A 22925-nucleotide genomic window follows, 5' to 3' on the forward strand; every position below is an offset into this window, starting at 1 on the left:
ACTTCCGCTCCGTACATGGCACATCCGCCAAATGGCCAGGATCACCCGATCCTGGCCATTTTTCTTGATGGACTCGTCACGGGTGCACACCACGCAATTTGTCAGTTTTGATCGAGATGCGGTGGCACTTCGGTCAACTTGTTGCCAATCCATATTTATGCATTGATAAGCATAATTGAAAGAGTGTTTCCGTTTGGCGTCATCCTGCCAAATTCATCTTGAATTTGGGCAAGACTGCCATTAAAGTTCATGGCGCTTCCCCCGGAGCTCATCCTGACGGCACTGCCGCTCACCCTTGCAGGCCGTGCGCCTGCGTCGGAATCATCATCCACCCTTCGTCTGCCGTCAGTGGCGGCAGGCCAGCCCCCTGAGGGATATCGTGAATTTCAGACAGACCAAAGTTGCCACCCAGCTTATGTTGGGTTTTTCCGTTTTGATCCTGTTCATGGCCGTGCTCGGTGCGGCGGCCTGGTACGGACTCAATACCGTCGACGCACAGCTCAACGAAGTGCAGACCAACCTCATGCCCAGCGTCGCCACGGCCAAGACCATGCAGGCCGAGATCCGCGCCTTCAACCTGGCCCAGTATCGTGCGCTCACCGCCAATGATGCGCAGCGCATGCAGGATGCCCGCACGCGCCTGACCGCCTCGCTGGGACGCTACACCAGCGCCGCCGACCAGTATCGTCCGCTCATCCATACGTCCGAGGAACAAGCCGCCTACGACGAGCTGCAGGCCCTGCTGCCCAAGTACCTGGCCGTGAGCCAGCAGATGCTGGCCGCCCTTGAGCAAGGCAAGCAGGAGCAGGCCGTGGACATCATGAAAGACCAGCTCTTCCCGCTGCGCGCGGCGATGGAAGTGCAGATCCAGCGTCTCATCACCGTCAACGAAAAGGGCGTCGCCGAGGCCGCCACCAGCGCGCGCGAAGCCTATGCCGGCAGCCGCATGCTGATCATCGGCCTGACCCTGGCATCGGCGCTGATCGGCTTGCTGATCGCACTGCTGATCAGCCGCCGCCTGACGCGCCAGCTGGGTGGCGAGCCGGCCGAAGCGATGTGGCTGTCGGCCCAGATCGCCGCCGGCAACCTGAGCGCGCAACTGCAACTGCGCAAGGGTGACCGCGCCAGCCTGATGCATTCGCTCATGACCATGCGCGAACAGCTGGCCGGCCTGGTCGGCCAGATCCAGCAGGCCAGCGGTGCCATCCACGTGGCCGCACGCGAAATCGCCCAGGGCAATACCGATCTCTCGCAACGTACCGAAGAACAGGCCGCCTCGCTGGAGGAAACCGCCTCCAGCATGGAACAGCTGACCAGCACCGTGCAGCAGAATACCGACCACGCCCGCAAGGCCAGCCACGTTGCCAGTGCCGGTGCCGATGTGGCCCGCCGTGGTGAAACGGAAATCGCGCAAGTGGTCAGCACCATGCGCGAGATCGCCGTCAGCTCGCACCAGATGTCGGACATCATCAGCGTCATCGAAGGCATCGCCTTCCAGACCAATATCCTGGCCCTCAATGCCGCCGTGGAAGCGGCACGCGCCGGCGAGAACGGCCGCGGCTTCGCCGTGGTGGCCACCGAAGTGCGCGCGCTGGCCCAGCGCAGCGCCGGTGCCGCCAAGGAAATCAAGGGACTCATCGAAGGCTCTGTGGGGCGCATCCAGAGCGGCACAACGCTGGTGGAAAAGGCCGGCGGCACCATCGCCGAAGTCATGCGCGCCTCGGTCGATACCACCCGCATCATCAGCGACATCGCGCATGCTTCGGAAGAGCAAAGCGCCGGCATCACGCAAATCAATGCAGCCATCTTGCAGATGGACCAGGTCACGCAGCAAAACGCCGCCCTGGTGGAACAGGCCGCTGCTGCCGCCCAGGCCATGATGCAACAGGCCGAACAATTGACGGCGGCGGCGTCGGTGTTCCGCATCGACGCGCAGCTCCTGCAGGCTGCGCCGCTCATGCCCGCTCTGGCGACCAATGGCCAGCCTCACATGCCGCGCCTGGCCATGTGAACGCGCCCCTCTTGCTGAATTAACTAAATGATTTAAATTTTATAAATCGTTTATCAGCAGCATCAATAAAAATGGCCTGGATCTCGCGATCCAGGCCATTTCCTTTTTTGTGGCCGCCGCCTCTTCCCCTTGCTGATGCTGCCCACGCGGCGGCACGCGGGCAGACCTCCCCTGCTTGACGGTTGCGCTGCGGATCAGTCGTCTTCCGCGCCGCCGATCCCCAGTTCCTGGATCTTGCGGGTGATGGTGTTGCGGCCGATGCCCAGGCGCACGGCGGCGTCGTTCTTGCGGCCGTGGGTGTGTTTCAGGGCGATCTTGATGAGCGCCGCTTCGAACTGGCGGCCGAGGATGTCCATCACTTCAGGCTGTTCGGAGGCCAGCATCTGCGCCGCCTCCACTTCCAGCAGCGAGATCCAGTTGCCGGCCGCAGCATCCGCCGGTGCAGCGGCGGACGCCGGATCGGCATACGCCACCGGAGCGGCCACGGCAGCCGCCGAGGCGGGCGCGGAAACGGTCTGCGCCGGTTGCGGTGCATGGACGCGTTCTTCCACCAGATCCTGCGGCAGGTCCTTGATCTCGACCGTCTGGCCCGGGGCCATCACGGTGATCCAGTTGCACAGGTTTTCCAGCTGGCGCACGTTGCCGGGGAATTCCAGCTGCGACAGGAACTGCATCGCCTGCGGCGACAGGCGCTTGGCCTCCACGCCCAGCTGGCGCGCACTCTGCGCCAGGAAGTAGCGGGCCAGGATGGGAATGTCTTCGCTGCGTTCGCGCAGGCTGGGCAGGCGCAGGCGAATCACGTTCAGGCGGTGGTACAAGTCTTCCCGGAACAAACCTTCACGTACACGCTGCTCCAGGTTCTGGTGAGTGGCCGCAATGACGCGTACATTGGCCTTCAGCGACTGATGGCCGCCGACACGATAGAAGTGCCCGTCGGACAGCACGCGCAACAGGCGCGTCTGCAGGTCCAGCGGCATGTCGCCGATTTCATCGAGGAACAGCGTGCCGCCCTCGGCCTGTTCGAAACGGCCACGGCGCATCGCTTGCGCGCCGGTGAAGGCACCGCGTTCATGGCCGAACAGTTCGGATTCCAGCAGGTCCTTGGGAATCGCCGCCGTGTTGAGCGCCACGAACGGCTGGCTGGCGCGCGGGCTGTGCTTGTGCAGGGCACGCGCCACCAGCTCCTTGCCGGAACCGGATTCGCCGGTGATGAGCACCGTCACGTTGGATTGCGACAGGCGGCCGATGGCGCGGAACACGTCCTGCATCGCAGGGGCCTGCCCGAGGATTTCGGGGGTCTGGGCCGCGCCCTGTTCGATATCGGTTTCGCGCAGGCTCTCGTCGAGCGCGCGGCGAATCAGTTCGACCGCCTTGTCGACGTCGAAGGGCTTGGCCAGGTATTCGAAGGCGCCGCCCTGGAAGGCGGAGACCGCCGAATCCAGGTCCGAGAAGGCGGTGATGATGATCACCGGGATGCCGGGGTGCTTGGCCTTGATGGTCTGCAGCAGTTCCAGGCCGGAGGCACCGGGCATGCGGATGTCGGACACCAGCACTTGCGGCGTGCCGTTCTGCAGGGCTGCCATCGCATCGCGTGCGCTGGAAAAACTCTGCGTGGCGAGATTTTCTCGGGCCAGGGCTTTTTCGAGCACCCAGCGTATCGATTCGTCGTCGTCAACAATCCAGATTGGCTTCATAAATAACTTCTTCCTGCGTTGGTCATGCTGTTAATGCTCCCGCGATCCACGGCGCTTCTGACGCCCTGTCCGCAGCCCCCTTGGTGGACCGGATGCTCTGCATCCACTCGGCTTTGGCGCGCCGCCTGCGGCCATGCTCACGGCAGCGGTATAAGTATTCTGAAATCGGTACAACCGGGCCGGCTGTCGCATTCGATGACCCCCATGTGCTGATGCACGAAGGTCTGCGCCAGGGTCAGCCCCAGTCCGCTGCCTCCCTCGCGACCCGACACCAGCGGATAGAAGATTCTTTCCTGGATGTCGGGAGGAATGCCCGGACCGTTATCGATGATATGCAAGTCTAGTGCCAGCCGGTATCTGACCTTGGATAGCGTCACCTGGCGCGAGACGCGCGTGCGCAGAATCAGCTCGCCATCACCGGCACGGATGCGGTCGGCCAGCGCTTGCGCAGCGTTGTGGACGATGTTCAGGACGGCCTGGATCAGTTGCTCCTTGTCGCCCCGGAATTCGGGGATCGACAGGTCATAGTCGCGCTTGATGGTCAGCCCCTGCGGGAACTCGGCCATCACCAGGCTGCGCACGCGTTCGCAGACTTCGTGGATGTTGACGTCGCCCACGATGTGCGGGTGGCGGTGCGGGGCTAGCAGCCGATCCACCAGGGTCTGCAGGCGGTCGGCTTCCTTGATGATGACCTGGGTGTATTCGCGCAATTCCTTGAGGTGGCGCTCGGGCAACTCCAGCTCCAGCAGCTGGGCGGCGCCACGGATACCGCCCAGCGGATTCTTGATCTCGTGGGCCAGGTTGCGGATCAGTTCCTTGTTGGCCTGGCTCTGGTCGAACATGCGCTCTTCGCGGTCCAGCTTGAGTTGCTGGACGTTCTCGCGCAGCTCCAGCAGCACCGGCCAGTCGGTGCTGTCCAGGGGCGTGACGATGGTGTGGACCTGCAGCGGCTCGCGGTTGGCACGCTCCAGCACCAGGTCCAGGCGCTTGTCGGCGAACTGGTGTTCGATGGCCTGGTAGAACAGCGCGGTCAGCTCCTTGCCATTGAGGAAGAGCTCCGAGAGCTTCTGCTGCGAGAGCACCTTGAAGGAGCTCTCCAGCAGGTTCTCGGCGGCGGCATTGGCGTAGACGATGCCGCCATTGGCATCGAGGATGATCACGGCCGAGGCCAGCAGGTCGAGGCCATCGAGGGATGGGAGCGGTGTCTTCATGGGAGGATTCTTGATGCCTGGGGTCATGTCGTCTCGTGCCGGTCTGGCTGCATCTTGCAAAGGCTTGCCGCGGCGGATGTTGTACTGGATCTGTTTTGACTAGCAATTTTCGGGCGCACTGCCCTGCAGCGGGCGGTGCGCCGCGCATAAAAAAAGGGGAAGCAAGCTTCCCCTTTTTCTCCGGATGCGGATTCGATTACAGCGAGTAGTACATGTCGAATTCGATCGGGTGCGTGGTCATGCGGAAGCGTTGGACTTCCTGCATCTTCAGCTCGATGTAGGCATCGATCATGCTGTCGGTGAACACGCCGCCACGGGTCAGGAACTCGCGGTCCTTGTCCAGGTGCTCCAGGGCTTCATCCAGCGAAGCACAGACGGTCGGGATCAGCTTGTCTTCTTCCGGCGGCAGGTGGTACAGGTCCTTGGTGGCAGCTTCGCCCGGGTGGATCTTGTTCTGCACGCCATCCAGACCGGCCATCAGCAGAGCCGAGAAGCACAGGTACGGGTTGGCCAGGGGATCCGGGAAACGGGTCTCGATGCGGCGGCCCTTCGGGTTCGCCACGTGCGGGATACGGATCGAAGCGGAACGGTTGCGGGCCGAGTAGGCCAGCTTGACCGGAGCTTCGAAGCCAGGGACCAGACGCTTGTACGAGTTGGTGCCGGGGTTGGTGATCGCGTTCAGGGCCTTGGCGTGCTTGATGATGCCGCCGATGTAGTACAGCGCGAACTCAGACAGGCCGGCATAGCCGTCGCCAGCGAACAGGTTCTTGCCATCCTTCCAGACCGACTGGTGCACGTGCATGCCGGAGCCGTTGTCGCCAACCAGGGGCTTGGGCATGAAGGTTGCGGTCTTGCCGTAGGTGTGGGCGACGTTCCAGATCACGTACTTCAGGGTCTGGGTCCAGTCAGCGCGCTCGACCAGGGTCGAGAACTTGGTGCCCAGTTCGTTCTGGCCAGCGCCAGCAACTTCGTGGTGGTGCACTTCGACGGGGATGCCCAGGGATTCCAGGATCAGGGACATTTCCGAACGCATGTCCTGGAAGCTGTCGACAGGGGGAACCGGGAAGTAGCCGCCCTTGACGGTCGGACGGTGGCCGGAGTTGCCGCCTTCGATCTTGGCGCCGGTGCTCCAGGAAGCTTCTTCGGAGTCGATCTTGACGAAGGAACCGGACATGTCAGCACCCCAACGGACGCCGTCGAAGATGAAGAATTCGGGTTCCGGACCGAAGTAGGCGGTGTCGCCCAGGCCGGAGGACTTCAGGTAGGCTTCAGCGCGCTTGGCGATGGAGCGCGGATCGCGGTCGTAGCCCTTGCCGTCGGACGGCTCGATCACGTCACATTGCATGAAGAGGGTGGTCTCTTCCATGAACGGGTCGATGTTGGCGGTGTTCGGGTCCGGGATCAGCAGCATGTCGGAGGCTTCGATACCCTTCCAGCCGGCGATCGACGAACCGTCGAAGGCGTGACCGGATTCGAACTTGTCGATGTCGAAATGCGAAACAGGCACGGAAACGTGCTGTTCCTTGCCACGGGTGTCAGCGAAACGGAAGTCGACAAACTTGACTTCGTTGTCCTTCACCATCTTCAAAACCTCTGCGGCCGTCCTTGCCATGCGAATCTCCTAAAACGAGGAAGTAGTATAAATTGGGGTGTTGAGCCGTTTTCTGCGACTGGATCTTTGCATTTGATACAACGGTCTTGCGCCGAACTCAGTCGCGGATGATAGCAGATTCCATGCCACCAACCTTTCGGGTGCGCCAATAATGGAAGTTTTTAGGGAGGACGCGCCAGTTGGGGCGCTGCGCGCGGTGCAGAGGTACTGCAGATATGCATTATTTTAGTGCAATTTACCAATAATGCACCAAGTAAATGCATATCCATGGATTTGGATATGAATTGCACCACTATGGCGCATGCGCCGTGTTGGGGCACCCCCCGGATGAACTGCCATGCGTGCACCAGCTTGGGAAAATTGCCTAACTGTTTATATTGTTTAAAATCATCTCCCCTGGGTGCACATTGCCTTCACTGGCTTCGTTGCGCTTCAGGGGCTTTCACCGGCATTCCTGCGCTTCCTTGTACGCGCTTCTTTCTTCTTCAGAGGCTTTACCCATGAGCAACGATTCGATTCTCAGCACTGCCACCCAACGCGCGACCGACGGGCAACTGCCCTATGCCGGTGCCGTGACCCCGCAGGAAGCCCTGGCCCTGCTGCAGTCCGATCCCGCCATCAAGCTGGTCGACGTGCGCACCCGCGCCGAGCGTGACTGGGTCGGCGTGGTCCAGATCCCGTCCGGACAGCATCTGGCCGTGCAATGGAATCTCTACCCCGAGGGCAAGCCCAATCCGCAGTTCCTCGAACAACTGCAGGAAGTCGCCCGGCCCGGTGAAGTGCTGCTGTTCCTGTGCCGCTCGGGCGTGCGTTCCAAGCATGCCGCCAAGCTGGCCACGGAAAACGGCTACACGCAGTGCTTCGATATCCTGGAAGGCTTTGAAGGCAACAAGGACGCCGACGGCCACCGCAAGACCATCGAGGGCTGGTGCAAGGCCGGCCTGCCGTGGGTGGGTGCCTGAACGAATCTGACGGAATCAGGCCTGCAGGCTGCGCGCCTGCAGGGCACTGGCCAGCGACTGCAGCAGCAGGCTGATGGCGGCCTGGCCATCGGCCTCGGCGCGCAGCGCTTCTTCCACGCAATCCAGCAGCGCCACCAGTTCCAGCCGGCCCATGGTCAGGGCGGCTCCCTTCATGCGATGTGCGAGCTGCACCATCCTTCCTCTGTCGCCCTGCAGGCTGGCCTGTTCGAGCGCCGCCAGATCGTTGCGGGTGGTTTGCAGGAAGAGCCGGTCCAGATCCTGTCCATATTCCTGTTCAGGCGTCATGGCCTGGCCATCCTCCTCATTGTCGAGATCGCACCAGAGGGCCAGCAGGCGCCGGATGGCCTGGGTCTGCAGGGGCTTGGGAAGCATGCCGTCCATGCCGCTGTCGAGACAGCGCTGCACATGCAGGGCGTCGGTTTCGGCGGAAATGCCGATCAGCGGCGTATAAGGACGCTGGCGCTGCGTCTGTTCCAGCTGCCGCACCTGGCGGGCGACTTCCTGACCGGGGATGTCGGGCAGGAAGCAATCCAGCAGCACCAGCCCGTAGGGCCGCGCCCGGATGGCGGCCAATGCGCTGCCGCCATCGGCCACGCAATCGACCTGACAGCCGAGCCGCTGCAGGCGGTTCTGGATGGCGTAACGAATGGTGACGGAATCATCGACCAGCAGCACGGCCGGTTCACGTTGCCCGGTAGTGGCGCTTTCCCTCTGGTGCGGCATTTACAGCTCCTTGATCTGGTATTCGATCTTGAACAGTTCATTGTCACTGCGCACGCCCAGCTTGCGGAAGGCCGATTGCTTCTGCCCGCTGATGGTCTTGACGCTGCGTGCGAATTTTTCCGCGATGTCGGTGACCGACATGCCGTCCAGGCAGCAGCGCAGGACTTCCCGTTCGCGCGGCGACAGGCTGGGCATGTCCGACAGCGAGTCCGGCGAGATGTCGGTCCCGCGCGGCCGCCGGCGCGGCGGGCGCACTTCGGGCTGGCTGCGCGTGGCCGCTTCGGCGGCCTGCATGATGGCCAGCTCGCGGGTCATGGTGCTGTTGAGATATTCGCGTCCCCGGCTGATGGTGCGGATGGCCAGGATCAGTTCGGCCAGCTCCTGCGATTTGCTGACGAAACCGCGTGCCCCCGCCTTCATCGCCATGGCCACCGTCGCCGGGCTGCTGTGGGCCGAGGTCACCAGGATCTTGGAACGCGGAAAGCGCACGCGCAAGGCGCGGATCAGGTTGAGACCGTCGATGTCATTGCTGCCCAGCGAATAATCGATCAGCAGCAGATCGGCCGGCGAGGCGCGCAAGGCTGCCATGAGCTCCTTGCTGGTGGCGAAAGCGCCGACCACGGTGAAATCCGGCTCCTCGGCCAGACGCTTGGCCAGGCCGTAACGCACCACGGCGTGGTCGTCCAGCAGCGCGATGCGCAACGCCGATGCCAAGGTCCATGTCATGCGCTATCCCCTCGTATTCTGATCATGTGAAGCCGCTGCGGTGCATCATCAGCCCCCCTTCTGATGCAGCCGCTGACGAAGGCGTTATTGTGGTCGAGCGCCGCCTTCCGGCGCATAAGAATCGTCTGAAAAACAGTGACAAATCGCAGAATTTTTATACTTTACCGCGCTTGCGGGAAGCTGACGAAGGCGTCAGCTTTGTAACACCCTGTATGAAGAACAATGCTTGCTGCGCTACAGTGGCGCTCGGCCGCCGCAGCACGGGATCGCGGCGCGGCCAGCCCCGTGCATTACACTTTATTACAGCCCGCGTGCAAGTCCATCACCATACTGGCCTGCAGCTGTTCTCCCCAATTTTCGACTTCGCGAGGCTCGTCGATGCAAGCGCCCTTCAAGCAGCTTTTTCCTTCACGTTCAGCCTGGCTGATGCTGGCACTGGTTGCCTGCACCTTGGGGCAGGCCCAGGCGGCTGGACCGACTTCCGCCAGTGCCCCGCTGTCGGAACAGGAGCGCGCCCTGCACGTACTCAACCGGCTCGCCTATGGCCCGCGTCCCGGCGATCTGGAGCAGGTGGAGCGCATGGGCGTGAAGCGCTACATCGACCAGCAACTGCATCCCGAGCGCATCCCCCTGCCCGATGACTTGCAGGCGCGCCTGGCGGCGCTGCCGGGCCTGCAGATGACGCCGGCACAGTTGTTCGTCGACTATGGCCCGCCCTCCTTCGACCGCAGCGCCAGCAAGGAAGAGCAGCAGGCCGCGCGCCAGCGCGCGCCGCGCGAACTGACGCCGCAATTCCACATGGCGCGGCTGCTGCAGGCCAGCGAAAGCCCGCGCCAGCTGGAAGAAGTCATGACGGAATTCTGGGCCAATCACTTCAACGTCTTCGAAGGCAAGGAGTGGGTGCGCTACTGGGTGGGCGACTATGAAAAGAACGCCATCCGCCCCTATGCCCTGGGCAACTTCCGCGATCTGCTGGGGGCGGTGGCGCATCATCCGGCGATGCTCTACTACCTCGACAACTGGCTCTCCAGCGGTGCCGGCACGCCCGGTGCGCGCGGCCGCTTCAAGGGGCTTAACGAGAACTATGCACGCGAGCTGATGGAGCTGCATACGCTGGGCGTAAATGGTGGCTATCAGCAGGCCGACGTGATCACGCTGGCGCGCATTCTCTCCGGCTGGACCATCGATGTGGACGCCATGAAGGCCGGTGCCTCGCCCTTCCGCTTCGCCGCGCAACGGCATGACAACGGCCCCAAGATCTTCCTCGGCAAACCGCTGCAGGCGAGCGGCTATCAGGAAGGAGAGGCAGCGCTGGACATCCTGGCCAATCATCCGTCGACGGCACGCTTCATCTCGACCCAGCTGGTGGAATACTTCGTCGCCGACCAACCCGATCCGGCGCTGGTGAACAAGCTGGCGCAGAAATTCCTGGCCAGCCATGGCGATATCCGGGCCGTGTTGCAGACCCTGTTCGACAGTCCGCAATTCTGGGCCCGCAGCAATTACCAGACGCAATTCAAGACGCCGTACCAGTTCGTGGTCTCGGCCCTGCGCGCGGGTGATATTCCGGTGCGCAATCCCAAGCCGGTCAATGGCGAACTGGGGCAATTCGGCATGCCGCTGTACGGCTGGCTCACGCCCGAGGGCTACAAGTATTCGCAGGCGGCCTGGCTCAATCCCGGCGCGCTGCTGCGGCGGATCAATCTGGCCGGCAACCTGGCCAGCGGCAAGTCGCCGATCGCCCGCGTGGAAGGCGCGCCTGCGCCCTCCAATACGGAGGCTCCGCCGCTGGACGCAGCGGCCTTGCTGCGCACCCTCGGCCCGGCCATCACGCCGGCCACCGCCGCACAGATCAATGCCGCACCTGAGAACCAGCGTGCCGGCCTGGTCCTGGGCAGTCCCGATTTCATGAAACGCTAACCGCTGGAGGCCAGCATGAACCGCCGCCATTTTCTCCGTTATCTGGGCGCTGCCGGCAGCGGCGCCATCCTGGTGCCGATCGGCTTGTCCGGCTGTGCTGTCGTGCCGACCGGCGACCAGACCATCAGCCGCAGCAACCACACGCCCGGCAAGGTGGCCTACGGCTCCCCTGCCCCGCGCGCGCATGCCCAGGGTGACGGTGCGCCGCGCATGGTGGTGGTGTTCCTGCGCGGGGCCGTCGATGGCCTCAACGTGGTGGTGCCGCATGGCGATCCGCTGTACTACCAGGCGCGTCCGACCATTGCGGTGGCACGTCCCGGCCAGGCCAACGGCGCGCTGGACCTGACCGGTTACTTCGGTTTGCATCCGGCGCTGCAGCCGCTGATGCCGTACTGGGAAAGCGGGCAGCTGGCCTTCGTGCATGCATCGGGTTCGCCCGATGGCTCGCGCTCGCACTTCGAAGCGCAGGACTATATGGAAACCGGCACACCCGGCCAGCACAGCACGCGCGATGGCTGGCTCAACCGGGTGATGGATTACCTGCCGCCGGCCGAGTCGCCACTGCAGGCCATCAACGTCGGCAGCGCCACACCGCGCATCCTGAGCGGCCACAACGTGGCGGCCAATCTGCAGACCGGGCGCGATGCCACGCGTCCGAGCATGATTGACCAGCCGCGCTGGAGCCAGGTCTTCGATCCGCTGTATGGCGGTGATGATGCGCTGGGCAAGGCCTATCGCGATGGCATGGCCGCGCGCAAGCAGCTCATGGCCGAGATCAACAGCCAGGAGCAGCAGATGGCCAACAACGGCGCGCCGCTGCCCAATGGGCTCTCCATGGATACGGCACGCTTGGGCCGGCTGATGCGGCATGATCCGCGCATCCGGCTGGCCTTCCTGGCCGTGGGGGGCTGGGATACGCACATTGCACAAGGCAACGGGACCGGCCAGTTAGCCGGGCGTCTGTCGCCGCTGGCCACGGGCCTGGCCATGCTGGCGCGTGAACTGGGGCCAGCCTTCAATGACACGGTGATCGTGGTGATGTCCGAATTCGGCCGCACCTTCAAGGAGAATGGCAACGGCGGGACCGATCATGGCCACGGCAATGCGATGTGGCTGATGGGAGGCAATCTGCGCGGCGGCAAGATTTATGGTCAGTGGCCGGGGCTGAATCAGACAGTCTTGAACGAGGGGCGCGACCTGGCGATCACGACGGATTTCCGGGCGGTCTTGTGTGCGCTGTCGGAGCGGCATATGCGCATCCCGGATCAGGCATTGGAGAAAATTTTTCCACAATATGCTGGCGGATCGAAAGGGATGCCCGACCTGTTCATCTAGATCACTGCAGGCAAATCCTGGGATGAATTTCCCACTCTAGTTTCGAAGATTTTCGGTACCCGTTAACGGTAGCCTTTTGCGTTCGCAACGGCGTTCCGTCACGGGTGACGCCGCAAAGGCTGCTATGCCTTAACTCTAGAGACGGGATGTCCATGGCCGAATTAAAGAAAGCGCCGTATTACCAACCTCAGAAAGGCTTGTTCGGTATCGAATTGAAAGAATTCAAGGGAGTCAGGGGATGCATTCCTCTGGAGACCCCAACGGGCATATCAATTGAGAGGCTTCCACCAGGAGCAAAGCCTCCTTCTCCACCAAACCACACTACCGAGTCAAAAAAGGGTGAGAAGCAAGCTCGGGTCCCGCCGCCTGCACAACAATCAAAAACTCCACAAGCGAAGGCCAAGAGGAAGACGATACCGACCGAACTTGAATTTGAAGTTTGTGAAAACCCGCCGGCTTTCGATCTGCAAGACGTACCTTTCGCGATGGACCAATTGGGCTGGACCGTATCGGCGAAACTGGCGCGAACGTGGTTTTCCAGTGCGGCCCATATCTTTAACGATGATCCTCGTTCAGAGCAGCCCCTCAATGACAGCGTCGTATCTCTTGAATGGGCATTGAGATTCGGAAGTGTTCGGAAGAAATACGAAAAATTTCTTGCCAGTGACATCTATACGCCGCGTGCCGTTGGTGCTGCTACAGACGCGGTAAAGGGTTTCGTCCGTCATCTCTTCGAAAGCAGGAATAGCAATTTAAGCGTTGATACCTCCTCGTTTTTAGGCGACTTGCGGAACTTCCATGCCGAATGGCAGTTCCAGAAGCTAACGATCAGCGACGGAGATACTTTCAATGGACTTACGCTGACCGATCTCACCGGTTCGCTGGCGAATTTCAATATCTATGCTGCAGTAGGGAACGTCGAGATTTTGGCTGAAAAATACTTCAGATATGAAAGAGGTCGCACCCTCTATTGCCTGAATGCCACCGGGAAGATTACTCATATCTATGTCTATGTGAAAGATAATTATTCATTCAACGGAAAACAATATCTTGGACATTGGAACAAGCACGGAATCATCATCGCACCAGGCACATGGCTTACGGGATCAAGTTCGTCCAAGAAAGACACGGATATCGATATCTGGCTAAAGGCGATCAACAAACCGGTGGACACGCGTAAAGGCGTGTTCGGTAAATTCAAGGAGCCTGACGTCTACTTCCCGGTGTTTAACGCAGACTACAATCGATGGAGAGAAAAACACCAACGAGGCGGCGACTTCATGGTGTATTCAAAACCCTTGCACCTGAAACTGAAGAAGCCCATCGACCTGAAACTTGGTGAAATATGCCGACCAGAATCCTTAAGCTCATTGGGCTAGCTTTTCTGATTTATCTTGGCGCAGGCCTTATCGTTCATCTCACGCGGCCTCATTATGCTCGCTGCGATTTTTACAATCGGCCAGATACGCTGGACGGGGGCGTGAAGTTCCTGAACGGAACTTCATATCGATTCCAGATGTGCGGCACAGGTGGCAACGATCAAGACGGCTCCGACGACAACATCGAACTCAAGGTGTTCGACGAAAAAGGTACGCTCCTTGCCAGGCGCTACTTTGCAGTCAACTGGTATGCGGGAAAAAGCTTCCACGAAGCGCTGAAGTTTGACAGTGAATCTGTCAGCTATGTGGATACGTCGGACGAGTCAGGATACAAGAAGCACTTGAGCATCCCGCCAACAAAGTGGGATTGGATCCGAGCCAGATTGCCGTTGTTCTGACCCGAGAGACAGATCATGATCGGCAATCTGGCTGATGTCATTCAGCCTCGGCAATCCACGCCGCCTGAATGGCTTCCAGAATGCGCTCACCAGAGCGATTGGGATCATCCTCAAACCCATCCAGCTCCATCACCCACCGATGCAGGTCGGTAAAGCGGATGGTCTTGGGATCGACCTCGGGAAACTTGTCGTAGAGTTCCTCGGCGATCTGCTGGGTATCAGTCCATTTCATGTCAGTCTCCCCGGTGCCATGGCACCGAACGAAAACCTCGGAAGATCAGTGATTCTCCGAAGCGTGGTTGATGGTGTACTTGGGGATTTCGACGGTCAGGTCGTCTTCGCCCAGCACCACCTGGCAAGACAGGCGGGACGTCGCTTCCAGGCCCCAGGCCATGTCCAGCAGGTCTTCTTCCTTGTCGGTCGGATCATCGAGGGTCTCGAAACCTTCGCGGATGACCACGTGGCAGGTGGTACAGGCGCAGGACTTTTCGCAGGCGTGCTCGATGTCGATATCGCTGTCCAGCAGCGCATCGCACAGGGTCTTGCCGGCGGGGGCATCGATCACCGAGCCTTCAGGGCAAAGGACCGGATGGGGGAGGATGACGATCTGGGGCATGGTGGCTCTCGTGTCTTGTCTATCGTGTCTACAGTATTCGGGGTGACGACATCGCTTACGCGACTTCGTCCAGTTTCTTGCCGGCCAGCGCGGCGTGGACGCTGCGGTCCATGCGCCGTGCGGCGAATTCTTCCGTGCCATGCGCCAGCGCATCCACCGCCGCCTTGATGGCGAGGTGATCCGCACCTTGCGCGGCGGCCGTCACGGCGTCGATCTGCGCTTCGATGGCCACGCGCTCTTCTTCCGAAAGCAGCGCGGCATCGGCCTGCAGGGCCGAACGGGTGGCCAGGACGATGCGCTCGGCTTCGACCTGTTCTTCGCGCAGGGCGCGGCGTTGCATGTCTTCATCGGCCGAACTGAAGGATTCCTGCAGCATGCGCGCAATCTCGTCGTCGCCCAGGCCATACGAAGGCTTGACGGTGATGGAGGCTTCCACGCCCGAGGTCATCTCGCGCGCCGACACCGCCAGCAAGCCATCGGCATCGACCTGGTAGGTCACGCGGATGCGCGCCGCACCGGCAGCCATCGGCGGAATGCCGCGCAGCTCGAAGCGGGCCAGTGAACGGCAGTCGGCCACCAGCTCACGCTCGCCCTGCACCACGTGGATCGCCATGGCGGTCTGGCCATCCTTGAAGGTGGTGAATTCCTGGGCGCGGGCACAGGGGATGGTGGAATTGCGCGGGATGACCTTCTCGGCCAGGCCACCCATGGTCTCGATGCCCAGCGACAGCGGGATCACGTCCAGCAGCAGCCAGTCGTCACCCGGCGCGCGGTTGCCAGCCAGCAGGTTGGCCTGCACGGCCGCACCCAGCGCCACCACCTTGTCGGGGTCGATGTTGGACAGCGGATTGGTCTTGAAGAACTCGCCCACCGCGCGGCGGATGTGCGGCATGCGGGTAGCACCGCCGACCAGCACCACGCCATCCACGTCTTCCACGGTCAGGCCGGCATCGCGCAGGGCCTTGCGGACCGGGGCCATGGTCTTGGCGACCAGGTGCTGGGTGATCTCGTTGAATTGTGCGGCGGTAATCGACAGGTGCACTTCTTCGCCGGACTTGAGCACGGCATCGATCTGCACTTCCTCCTTGGTGGAGAGCAGCTCCTTGACTTCGCGCGCCTTGACCATCAGGAGGCGCGTGTCTTCATCCGACAGCGGCTGCAGTTGCGCCTCGTGGCTGATCCAGCAGAACAGGCGATGGTCGAAGTCATCCCCGCCCAAGGCCGAGTCGCCACCCGTGGACAGCACTTCGAAGACGCCGCGCGTGAGCTTGAGGATGGAAATATCGAAGGTACCGCCGCCCAGGTCATAGACCGCGAAGATGCCTTCGGAGGCATTGTCCAGACCGTAGGCAATGGCTGCCGCCGTCGGTTCGTTGAGCAGGCGCAGGACATTGAGACCGGCCAATTGCGCCGCGTCCTTGGTGGCCTGGCGCTGGGCATCGTCGAAGTAGGCGGGCACGGTGATGACGGCACCCACCAGGTCGTCGCCCAGGGCATCTTCAGCTGTCTGGCGCAGCGTGGCCAGGATCTGGGCCGAGACTTCCACCGGGCTCTTCACGCCGGCCACGGTCTTGATCTGCACCATGCCGGGCTGGTCCTGGAAGTCATAGGGCATGTTCTCGGCGTGGGCGATGTCCTTGAGGCCACGGCCCATGAAGCGCTTGACCGAGACGATGGTATTGCGCGGATCAATGGTCTGCGCGGCCTGGGCCTTGTAGCCGATGTTGGCATGGCCGTTGGGCAGGTAGCGGACGATCGAGGGCAGCAGCACGCGGCCGTCATCATCGGCCAGGACTTCGGGAATGCTGTTGCGTACGGTCGCCACCAGCGAATTGGTGGTGCCCAGGTCGATGCCGACGGCCAGACGACGCTGGTGTGGCGCGGTGGACATGCCCGGTTCGGAAATCTGCAGTAAAGCCATAAGGTGTGGACTCGTCGTGGAGCGTTGGGGCGAAGTGACTCGCCGTTATTCAGGTAAGGCCATCCGGATGCCCAGGCCGATGAAGGCACAGCCTGCCAGGCGATTCAGATGAACGGAAGCGGAAGCGCGACGGCGGAAGACCGCACCGACGGCACCGGAAAAGAGCGCGATGGCGCTGAAGATGACGAAGGCCTGAACAATGAACACCAGCGCCAATATCAGCATCTGCAGGGCTTCATGGCCAGCCTCGCGCTGCACGAACTGCGGCAGGAACGCGATGAAGAACAGCGTCACCTTCGGGTTGAGCATATTGGCCAGCACGCTCTGCCAATAGATGCGGCGCAGCGGGACCGCAGCAGCGCCCTGCCCGTCTGCCGACATCGCGATGCCGCTGGAAGCCGAACGCAACGTGCGCACACCCAGATAGGCCAGATAGGCGGCACCCGCGTATTGCAGCGCGTGGTAGGCCGGCGGGTAAGCCTTGATGAGGGCGGCAAAACCCAGCACGGCCAGCAGCGTATGAAAGATCAGTCCCGAACAAAACCCGGCAGCGGCCACCAGCCCGGCCTTGCGCCCTTGGGCGATGCCGCGCGTGAGCACATAGAGGTTGTCCGGACCCGGTGCCAGGGTCAGCGTCATCGCGGCCAGCAGGAACAGGAACAGATCGGGCATCGTGCGTCTCCCATCAGCCTTCGATCAGGGCGAAGGCATCGCCGATCTCGGCCCCGAACTTGTCGAGGAACATCAGCTGGCGCACCAGCTTGCCGGCAGCGGCGTAGTCGCCCGCATCCAGCAGCGCTTCGATGCGCGCGATCTCGGCTTTCTTCTCGGTCAGCAGTTCGGTGTTGAGCTGTTCCAAGGCATCGATGTCCTTGCCGGCCTTGGCGTCGTCAAGCGTCTCGCGCCATTCCATCTGCTGCATCAGGAAAGCGGGGGCCATGGCGGTGTTGGATTCGGTCTGCAGGTCTACGCCGTGCAGCTCGCACAGGTAGCGTGCGCGCTTCAACGGGTTCTTCAGCGTCTGGTAAGCCTCGTTGGCACGTGTGGCCCACTGCATGGCCACGCGCTTTTCGGCATCGCTGGCGTGCGCGAATTTGTCCGGATGCGCCTGGCCCTGCACGCTGTGGAAAGCCTGCTCCAGCGCCTTCTGGTCGATGGCGAAACGTTGCGGCAGCTGGAACAGATCGAAGTGGTTTTGCATGGCTGAAAAATAAAAAGCCTGTCGGACTGCAACAGGCTTGGCACATCAGGGACGGCGGACGGTGACCAGGTCGGCCCCGCAGGGAGCAATCACGAGGCTGTCACAGGGCTATCACGGTCCGGCTAAGCACTGGGGCCGCCTGCACCACAAAGCCGGTACGACGGCATCGACAAGAAACTGAAAATGCAGGTCAGATGCGGAAGCTTTCGCCGCAGCCACATTCATCTTTGACGTTCGGATTCTGGAACTTGAATCCTTCGTTCAGTCCCTCCCGGGCGAAGTCCAGCTCGGTACCATCGATGTAGGGCAAGCTCTTGGGATCGACGAAGACGCGCACGCCATGCGACTCGAAGACGGTGTCTTCGGACGATTGTTCATCCACATACTCCAGCTTGTAGGCCAGGCCGGAGCAGCCGGTGGTGCGCACACCCAGGCGCAGGCCGATGCCCTTGCCACGGCGCTCCATGTAGCGGCTGATGTGTTTTGCTGCCTTCTCTGTCAACGTGATTGCCATGATGCTTGCCTTACGAAATCGAAAACGGCCTTGCTGTCCTGCCCGTCAAGCCGCTCAGGCGGCTTGCTGCTGTTCGCCGTGCTTGGCCTTGTAGTCCTGCACGGCAGCCTTGATGGCGTCTTCGGCCAGGATCGAGCAGTGGATCTTCACCGGCGGCAGGGCCAGTTCTTCAGCGATCTGGGTGTTCTTGATGGACAGGGCTTCGTCCAGGGTCTTGCCCTTGACCCATTCGGTCACCAGCGACGACGAAGCGATGGCCGAACCGCAGCCATAGGTCTTGAACTTGGCATCCTGGATGACGCCATCCGCGCCCACCTTGATCTGCAGCTTCATCACGTCGCCGCAGGCCGGCGCGCCGACCATGCCGGTGCCCACGGTGTCGTCGCCCTTTTCGAAGGCGCCGACGTTGCGGGGGTTTTCATAGTGGTCGAGTACTTTTTCGGAATAAGACATGTTCTTTGCTCCCTAGATGATGGTTTCGGCCATCGCCCCTGCCCTGCTGCGGCTGCTGGCGATGGCTGGCAGAATCCTGGTTTAGTGGGCCGCCCACTGGATGGTGGACAGGTCCACGCCGTCCTTGTACATGTCCCACAGCGGGGACAGCTCGCGCAGCTTGCCGACCTTGCTCTTGATCAGCTCGATGGTGAAATCGATATCTTCCTCGGTGGTGAAGCGGCCGATGGTGAAGCGGATCGAGCTGTGCGCCAGTTCGTCGCTGCGGCCCAGGGCGCGCAGCACGTAGGACGGCTCCAGGCTGGCCGAGGTGCAGGCCGAACCGGACGAAACGGCGATGTCCTTGATGGCCATGATCAGCGATTCACCTTCCACGTAGTTGAAGCTCACGTTCAGATTGTGCGGCACGCGATGATCCATGTCGCCGTTGATGTAGGTCTCTTCGATCTCTTGCAGGCCCTTGGCCAGGCGATCACGCAGCGCGCGGATGCGGGACAGTTCGCTGTCCATTTCTTCACGCGCCAGGCGGAAGGCTTCACCCATGCCCACGATCTGGTGGGTAGCCAGGGTGCCCGAACGCAGGCCGCGCTCGTGGCCACCGCCGTGCATCTGTGCTTCGATGCGCACGCGCGGCTTGCGGCGCACATACAGCGCACCGATACCCTTGGGGCCGTAGCTCTTGTGAGCCGAGAAGCTCATCAGGTCGACCTTCCAGTTTTCCAGGTCGATCTTGACCTTGCCGGTCGCCTGGGCGGCGTCGCTGTGGAAGATGATGCCCTTGGAGCGGCAGAACTCGCCGATTTCCGGCACCGGCTGGATCACGCCGATTTCATTGTTCACCAGCATGACCGACACCAGAATGGTATCCGGACGCACGGCCGCAGCGATCTGCTCGACGGTGACCAGGCCATTGTCCTGGGGCTGCAGGTAGGTGGCTTCGAAGCCCACGCGTTCCAGCTCGCGGAAGGTATCCAGCACCGCCTTGTGCTCGGTCTTGACGGTGATGATGTGCTTGCCCTTGGACTTGTAGAACTGCGCCGCACCCTTGATGGCCAGGTTGTTGCTCTCGGTGGCACCGGAGGTCCAGATGATCTCGCGCGAATCCGCGTTGACCAGCTTGGCCACTTCTTCACGCGCCTCTTCCACGGCCTTTTCAGCAGTCCAGCCGTACATGTGGCTGCGCGAAGCGGGGTTGCCGAACTGCTCGCGCAGGTAGGGAATCATCTTGTCGGCCACGCGCGGATCGACCGGGGTGGTCGCCGAGTAGTCCATGTAGATCGGGAAGTGCGGAGCCTTGATGGTCTCCAGCAGGCTTTTTTCCAGGGGTGCGTTCATAAGGTCCTTGCTCCAAATCAGGCTGCGGCTTGCGGGCGGTGCATCACCACCACGCTCTGCGAGTCGGCGGCACGGTGTTCGGCCGCCTTGGGTTCTTTTTGCTGGTCCACCAGGTCCTGGAGGGATACCGAATCCAGGTACTCGACCATCTTCTCGTTCAGGGTGGACCACAGCTCATGCGTCATACAGCGTGCGCCGCCCGGATGCGCCGCGCTGTGGCAATTTTCCTTGCCACCGCACTGGGTTGCATCCAGGGGTTCGTCCACCGCGATGATGATGTCGGCGACCGATACGTCAGCCGCCTTGCGGGCGAGATTGTAACCACCGCCGGGCCCCCTCACGGACTCGACGATCTGGTGACGCCGCAACTTGCCGAACAACTGCTCCAGATATGATAAAGAAATTTCCTGGCGCTCGCTGATGGCCGACAGCGTGACGGGGCCCTTGCCCTGGCGCAAAGCCAGGTCAATCATCGCTGTCACGGCAAAACGGCCTTTGGTGGTAAGACGCATGAAGTTCGCTCCAGAAACAAATGCACCGGCGGGGCCGGTTACCCTGAATTCCCGAATATTTGAGTCAAGTATAGCAAACCCGAGTAATTCTGTCAGGTACCCTGCCTTTTCCTTCATATCGGCCAAAACCCGGCCTGGCGCAAGCCGTCGACAAATTCACCTGAAACTGTCTGACCTCTTGCGCAAAGTGCGCTACTCTCACGACTACGGCTGGTCCTGGCGTCGTGGCGGCTTATCGATCTGGTAAGATGGCGCGACTATGTTCACCCCGCCTGATGCGGACCGATCACAACCATTCACAATCCGGTCTGCCAGCGCTCCCGAGAAATAAAACGATATGGATGTAAGCGATACCCCCAACCCGCTGCTGCGCCCGCGCCGCAAGCCCCAGAGCCTGTCGCAGGAAGTGGTGGCGGCGCTGACCGCAATGATCTCCAACGGCAGCCTCAAGCCGGGCGACAAGCTGCCCACCGAATCCGAGATCATGCAGACCCAGGGCGTCTCGCGCACCGTGGTGCGTGAAGCCATCTCGCGCCTGCAGGCGGCCGGACTGGTGGAGACGCGGCACGGCATCGGCACCTTCGTGCTGGAGGTCAAGAAGGGTTCCAACATCAACATCGACCCGGCCACCATCACCACCATGCGCGACCTGCTGGCGCTGCTGGAGCTGCGCATCAGCCTGGAGACCGAAACCGCCGGCCTGGCCGCATCGCGCCGCAGCGATGCCCAGCTGCAGGAAATCCGCGAGGCGCTGGACCTGTTCCACGCCAACCAGAAAAGCGGCGGCGACACCGTGGGCCCGGACTTCCGTTTCCACTTCGCCATCGCCAACGCCACCGGCAACCGCTATTTCATCGAGATCATTAGCCATCTCGGCATGGGTGTGATCCCGCGCAAGCGCATCAATACCGCCGAGCTGGCGCATGACCAGCAGGCCAGCTACCTGGAGCGGGTACAGCGCGAGCACGAAGACATCTATGAGGCGATCGCCCGCGGCGATGCTGAAGCCGCCCGCGCCGCCATGCGCAATCACCTCACCAACAGCCGCGAGCGCCTGCGCCGCGCGCAGCAGGAAGCCGAATCGGGCACCGCCGGCAACGCCTGATCCCGCGCAAGTCCGGCCGGTCCGTGCTGCACGGACCGGCCGCTTCCGTTCTCCCCCCTCTTCAGCAAGCCCCCGCCATCCGACGATCTCCTCGGCCCGGCCGGCCGGAAATCCCGCCCTCCACCTTGCGCAAACCATCACAACAAAGTACTGGCTTTCTGAAATCTTATGTTGTACGATGACTGATATCCTAATTGGATACAAGAAGATCAGAGACAACATTCATCCTATTTGCCTCGTTTTCCAACCCATTCCTAACGGCGTCGAGCGAAACCATGTCCCAGTACACACCCCAAGACCTCAAACAGATCCTCTCTTCCGGCCTGCTGTCGTTCCCGCTGACGGACTTCGACGAGCAAGGCGACTTCCGCCCCAAGACCTACATCGAACGTCTGGAATGGCTGGCGCCCTATGGCGCGAGCGCGCTGTTCGCCGCCGGTGGCACGGGTGAGTTCTTCTCGCTGGTCCCGGGTGAATATTCGGACATCATCCGCACCGCCGTCGACACCTGCCGCGGCAAGGTGCCCATCATCGCCGGCGCCGGCGGCTCCACCCGCGCGGCCATCGCCTACGCCCAGGAAGCCGAGCGCCTGGGTGCCCACGGCATCCTGCTGATGCCCCATTACCTGACCGAAGCCAGCCAGGACGGCATCGCCGCCCACGTGGAAGCGGTCTGCAAATCGGTCAACTTCGGCGTCATCATCTACAACCGTGCAGTCTGCAAGCTCAATGCCGAGACCCTGCAACGCCTGGCTGACCGCTGCCCCAACCTGATCGGTTTCAAGGACGGCATCGGCGAGATCGAACCGATGGTGCATATCCGCCGCAAGCTGGGTGACCGTTTCACCTACCTGGGTGGCCTGCCGACTGCGGAAGTCTATGCTGCCGCCTACAAGGCGCTGGGCGTGCCGGTGTACTCCTCGGCGGTCTTCAACTTCATCCCCAAGACCGCCGTCGAGTTCTATCAGGCCATCGCCAAGGAAGACCACGACACCGTGGGCAAGCTGATCGATGACTTCTTCCTGCCCTACCTCGCCATCCGCAACCGCAAGGCCGGTTATGCCGTCTCCATCGTCAAGGCCGGTGCCAAGATCGTCGGCCACGATGCCGGACCGGTGCGTACGCCCCTGACCGACTGCACGCCGGAAGAGCACGAAGAACTGGCTGCACTGATCAAGAAGCTGGGTCCGCAATAAAGACTGCCTGATCTGATCGGCAGTACCCGAGGGAGGGGCCGCAGGCAGCTGCGGCCCCTCCCTTTTTGGGCGATATGAAA

General features: G+C 61.8%; 22 protein-coding genes. 8 read left to right on the forward strand and 14 right to left on the reverse strand.

Features of this window, described 5'->3' with window-relative positions; all coding sequences use genetic code 11:
• Window positions 1–379 precede the first annotated feature (379 nt).
• Window positions 380–2011, forward strand: a complete 1632-nt coding sequence (locus MKD49_RS01380) for a methyl-accepting chemotaxis protein (RefSeq protein ID WP_310839796.1) — start codon at window positions 380–382, stop codon at window positions 2009–2011.
• A gap of 194 nt (window positions 2012–2205) precedes the next feature.
• Here MKD49_RS01380 and ntrC read toward each other — a convergent pair whose 3' ends face one another.
• The 3 genes from ntrC to glnA form a co-directional block, all read right to left on the reverse strand.
• Window positions 2206–3705, reverse strand: coding sequence for a nitrogen regulation protein NR(I) (gene ntrC, locus MKD49_RS01385; RefSeq protein WP_121042117.1), 1500 nt, complete (start codon window positions 3703–3705; stop codon window positions 2206–2208).
• 137 nt (window positions 3706–3842) lie between these two features.
• On the reverse strand, window positions 3843–4916 hold the full coding sequence (glnL, locus tag MKD49_RS01390) for a nitrogen regulation protein NR(II) (protein WP_034331333.1): 1074 nt from the start codon (window positions 4914–4916) through the stop codon (window positions 3843–3845).
• Between the two features lie 196 nt (window positions 4917–5112).
• Window positions 5113–6528 (reverse strand): type I glutamate--ammonia ligase, encoded by a 1416-nt coding sequence (gene glnA, locus MKD49_RS01395; RefSeq protein ID WP_034331334.1) that lies wholly within the window; start codon window positions 6526–6528, stop codon window positions 5113–5115.
• A 500-nt stretch (window positions 6529–7028) separates the two neighbouring features.
• On the opposite strand from glnA, the gene MKD49_RS01400 reads away from it, so the two are divergent.
• Window positions 7029–7490, forward strand: a complete 462-nt coding sequence (locus MKD49_RS01400) for a rhodanese-like domain-containing protein (RefSeq protein WP_252695235.1) — start codon at window positions 7029–7031, stop codon at window positions 7488–7490.
• A 15-nt stretch (window positions 7491–7505) separates the two neighbouring features.
• Here MKD49_RS01400 and MKD49_RS01405 read toward each other — a convergent pair whose 3' ends face one another.
• Window positions 7506–8234: a response regulator gene (locus MKD49_RS01405; RefSeq protein WP_121042121.1), complete on the reverse strand. Its 729-nt coding sequence runs from the start codon at window positions 8232–8234 to the stop codon at window positions 7506–7508.
• Window positions 8235–8960: a response regulator transcription factor gene (locus tag MKD49_RS01410; RefSeq protein WP_252695236.1), complete on the reverse strand. Its 726-nt coding sequence runs from the start codon at window positions 8958–8960 to the stop codon at window positions 8235–8237. It lies immediately after the preceding gene.
• Window positions 8961–9386: 426 nt separating this feature from the next.
• On the opposite strand from MKD49_RS01410, the gene MKD49_RS01415 reads away from it, so the two are divergent.
• From MKD49_RS01415 to MKD49_RS01430, 4 genes are all read left to right on the forward strand, one after another.
• Window positions 9387–10880, forward strand: a complete 1494-nt coding sequence (locus MKD49_RS01415) for a DUF1800 domain-containing protein (RefSeq protein ID WP_252695237.1) — start codon at window positions 9387–9389, stop codon at window positions 10878–10880.
• A gap of 15 nt (window positions 10881–10895) precedes the next feature.
• Window positions 10896–12215, forward strand: coding sequence for a DUF1501 domain-containing protein (locus tag MKD49_RS01420; protein WP_252695238.1), 1320 nt, complete (start codon window positions 10896–10898; stop codon window positions 12213–12215).
• Window positions 12216–12361: 146 nt separating this feature from the next.
• Complete coding sequence (locus MKD49_RS01425; protein WP_252695239.1) at window positions 12362–13594, forward strand: DUF6402 family protein; 1233 nt, start codon at window positions 12362–12364, stop codon at window positions 13592–13594.
• Between the two features lie 101 nt (window positions 13595–13695).
• Window positions 13696–13992, forward strand: a complete 297-nt coding sequence (locus tag MKD49_RS01430; RefSeq protein ID WP_252695240.1) for a hypothetical protein — start codon at window positions 13696–13698, stop codon at window positions 13990–13992.
• Between the two features lie 37 nt (window positions 13993–14029).
• Here MKD49_RS01430 and iscX read toward each other — a convergent pair whose 3' ends face one another.
• The 9 genes from iscX to iscR all read right to left on the reverse strand — a co-directional run bounded on the left by iscX (window position 14030) and on the right by iscR (window position 20544).
• The gene (iscX, locus tag MKD49_RS01435) at window positions 14030–14224 is read right to left on the reverse strand and encodes a Fe-S cluster assembly protein IscX (RefSeq protein ID WP_252695241.1); all 195 of its coding nucleotides are present in this window, start codon (window positions 14222–14224) and stop codon (window positions 14030–14032) included.
• A 45-nt stretch (window positions 14225–14269) separates the two neighbouring features.
• Window positions 14270–14608 carry an ISC system 2Fe-2S type ferredoxin gene (gene fdx / locus MKD49_RS01440; protein WP_013235088.1) on the reverse strand — a complete coding sequence of 113 codons (339 nt, stop codon included), beginning with the start codon at window positions 14606–14608 and terminating at the stop codon, window positions 14270–14272.
• Between the two features lie 55 nt (window positions 14609–14663).
• On the reverse strand, window positions 14664–16529 hold the full coding sequence (hscA, locus tag MKD49_RS01445) for a Fe-S protein assembly chaperone HscA (protein WP_252695242.1): 1866 nt from the start codon (window positions 16527–16529) through the stop codon (window positions 14664–14666).
• A 45-nt stretch (window positions 16530–16574) separates the two neighbouring features.
• Window positions 16575–17201, reverse strand: a complete 627-nt coding sequence (locus tag MKD49_RS01450) for a LysE family translocator (RefSeq protein WP_252695243.1) — start codon at window positions 17199–17201, stop codon at window positions 16575–16577.
• A 13-nt stretch (window positions 17202–17214) separates the two neighbouring features.
• Window positions 17215–17730, reverse strand: coding sequence for a Fe-S protein assembly co-chaperone HscB (gene hscB / locus MKD49_RS01455; RefSeq protein ID WP_252695244.1), 516 nt, complete (start codon window positions 17728–17730; stop codon window positions 17215–17217).
• 190 nt (window positions 17731–17920) lie between these two features.
• Window positions 17921–18244, reverse strand: coding sequence for an iron-sulfur cluster assembly protein IscA (gene iscA, locus MKD49_RS01460; protein WP_006712826.1), 324 nt, complete (start codon window positions 18242–18244; stop codon window positions 17921–17923).
• Window positions 18245–18298: 54 nt separating this feature from the next.
• Window positions 18299–18697 carry a Fe-S cluster assembly scaffold IscU gene (iscU, locus tag MKD49_RS01465; protein WP_034331342.1) on the reverse strand — a complete coding sequence of 133 codons (399 nt, stop codon included), beginning with the start codon at window positions 18695–18697 and terminating at the stop codon, window positions 18299–18301.
• Window positions 18698–18778: 81 nt separating this feature from the next.
• Window positions 18779–20032: an IscS subfamily cysteine desulfurase gene (locus MKD49_RS01470; RefSeq protein ID WP_034331343.1), complete on the reverse strand. Its 1254-nt coding sequence runs from the start codon at window positions 20030–20032 to the stop codon at window positions 18779–18781.
• A gap of 17 nt (window positions 20033–20049) precedes the next feature.
• The gene (gene iscR / locus MKD49_RS01475; protein ID WP_034331344.1) at window positions 20050–20544 is read right to left on the reverse strand and encodes a Fe-S cluster assembly transcriptional regulator IscR; all 495 of its coding nucleotides are present in this window, start codon (window positions 20542–20544) and stop codon (window positions 20050–20052) included.
• Window positions 20545–20881: 337 nt separating this feature from the next.
• Here iscR and MKD49_RS01480 point away from each other — a divergent pair, with 337 nt between their 5' ends.
• Both MKD49_RS01480 and kdgD read left to right on the forward strand, forming a co-directional pair.
• A complete protein-coding gene (locus MKD49_RS01480; protein WP_121042135.1) occupies window positions 20882–21649 on the forward strand; it encodes a FadR/GntR family transcriptional regulator in 768 nt (255 codons plus the stop codon).
• Between the two features lie 275 nt (window positions 21650–21924).
• Window positions 21925–22845, forward strand: coding sequence for a 5-dehydro-4-deoxyglucarate dehydratase (kdgD, locus tag MKD49_RS01485; RefSeq protein WP_088757000.1), 921 nt, complete (start codon window positions 21925–21927; stop codon window positions 22843–22845).
• Window positions 22846–22925: the final 80 nt, after the last annotated feature.

Source organism: Herbaspirillum sp. WGmk3, assembly GCF_023952535.1.
Classification (GTDB): Bacteria; Pseudomonadota; Gammaproteobacteria; order Burkholderiales; family Burkholderiaceae_D; genus Herbaspirillum; species Herbaspirillum huttiense.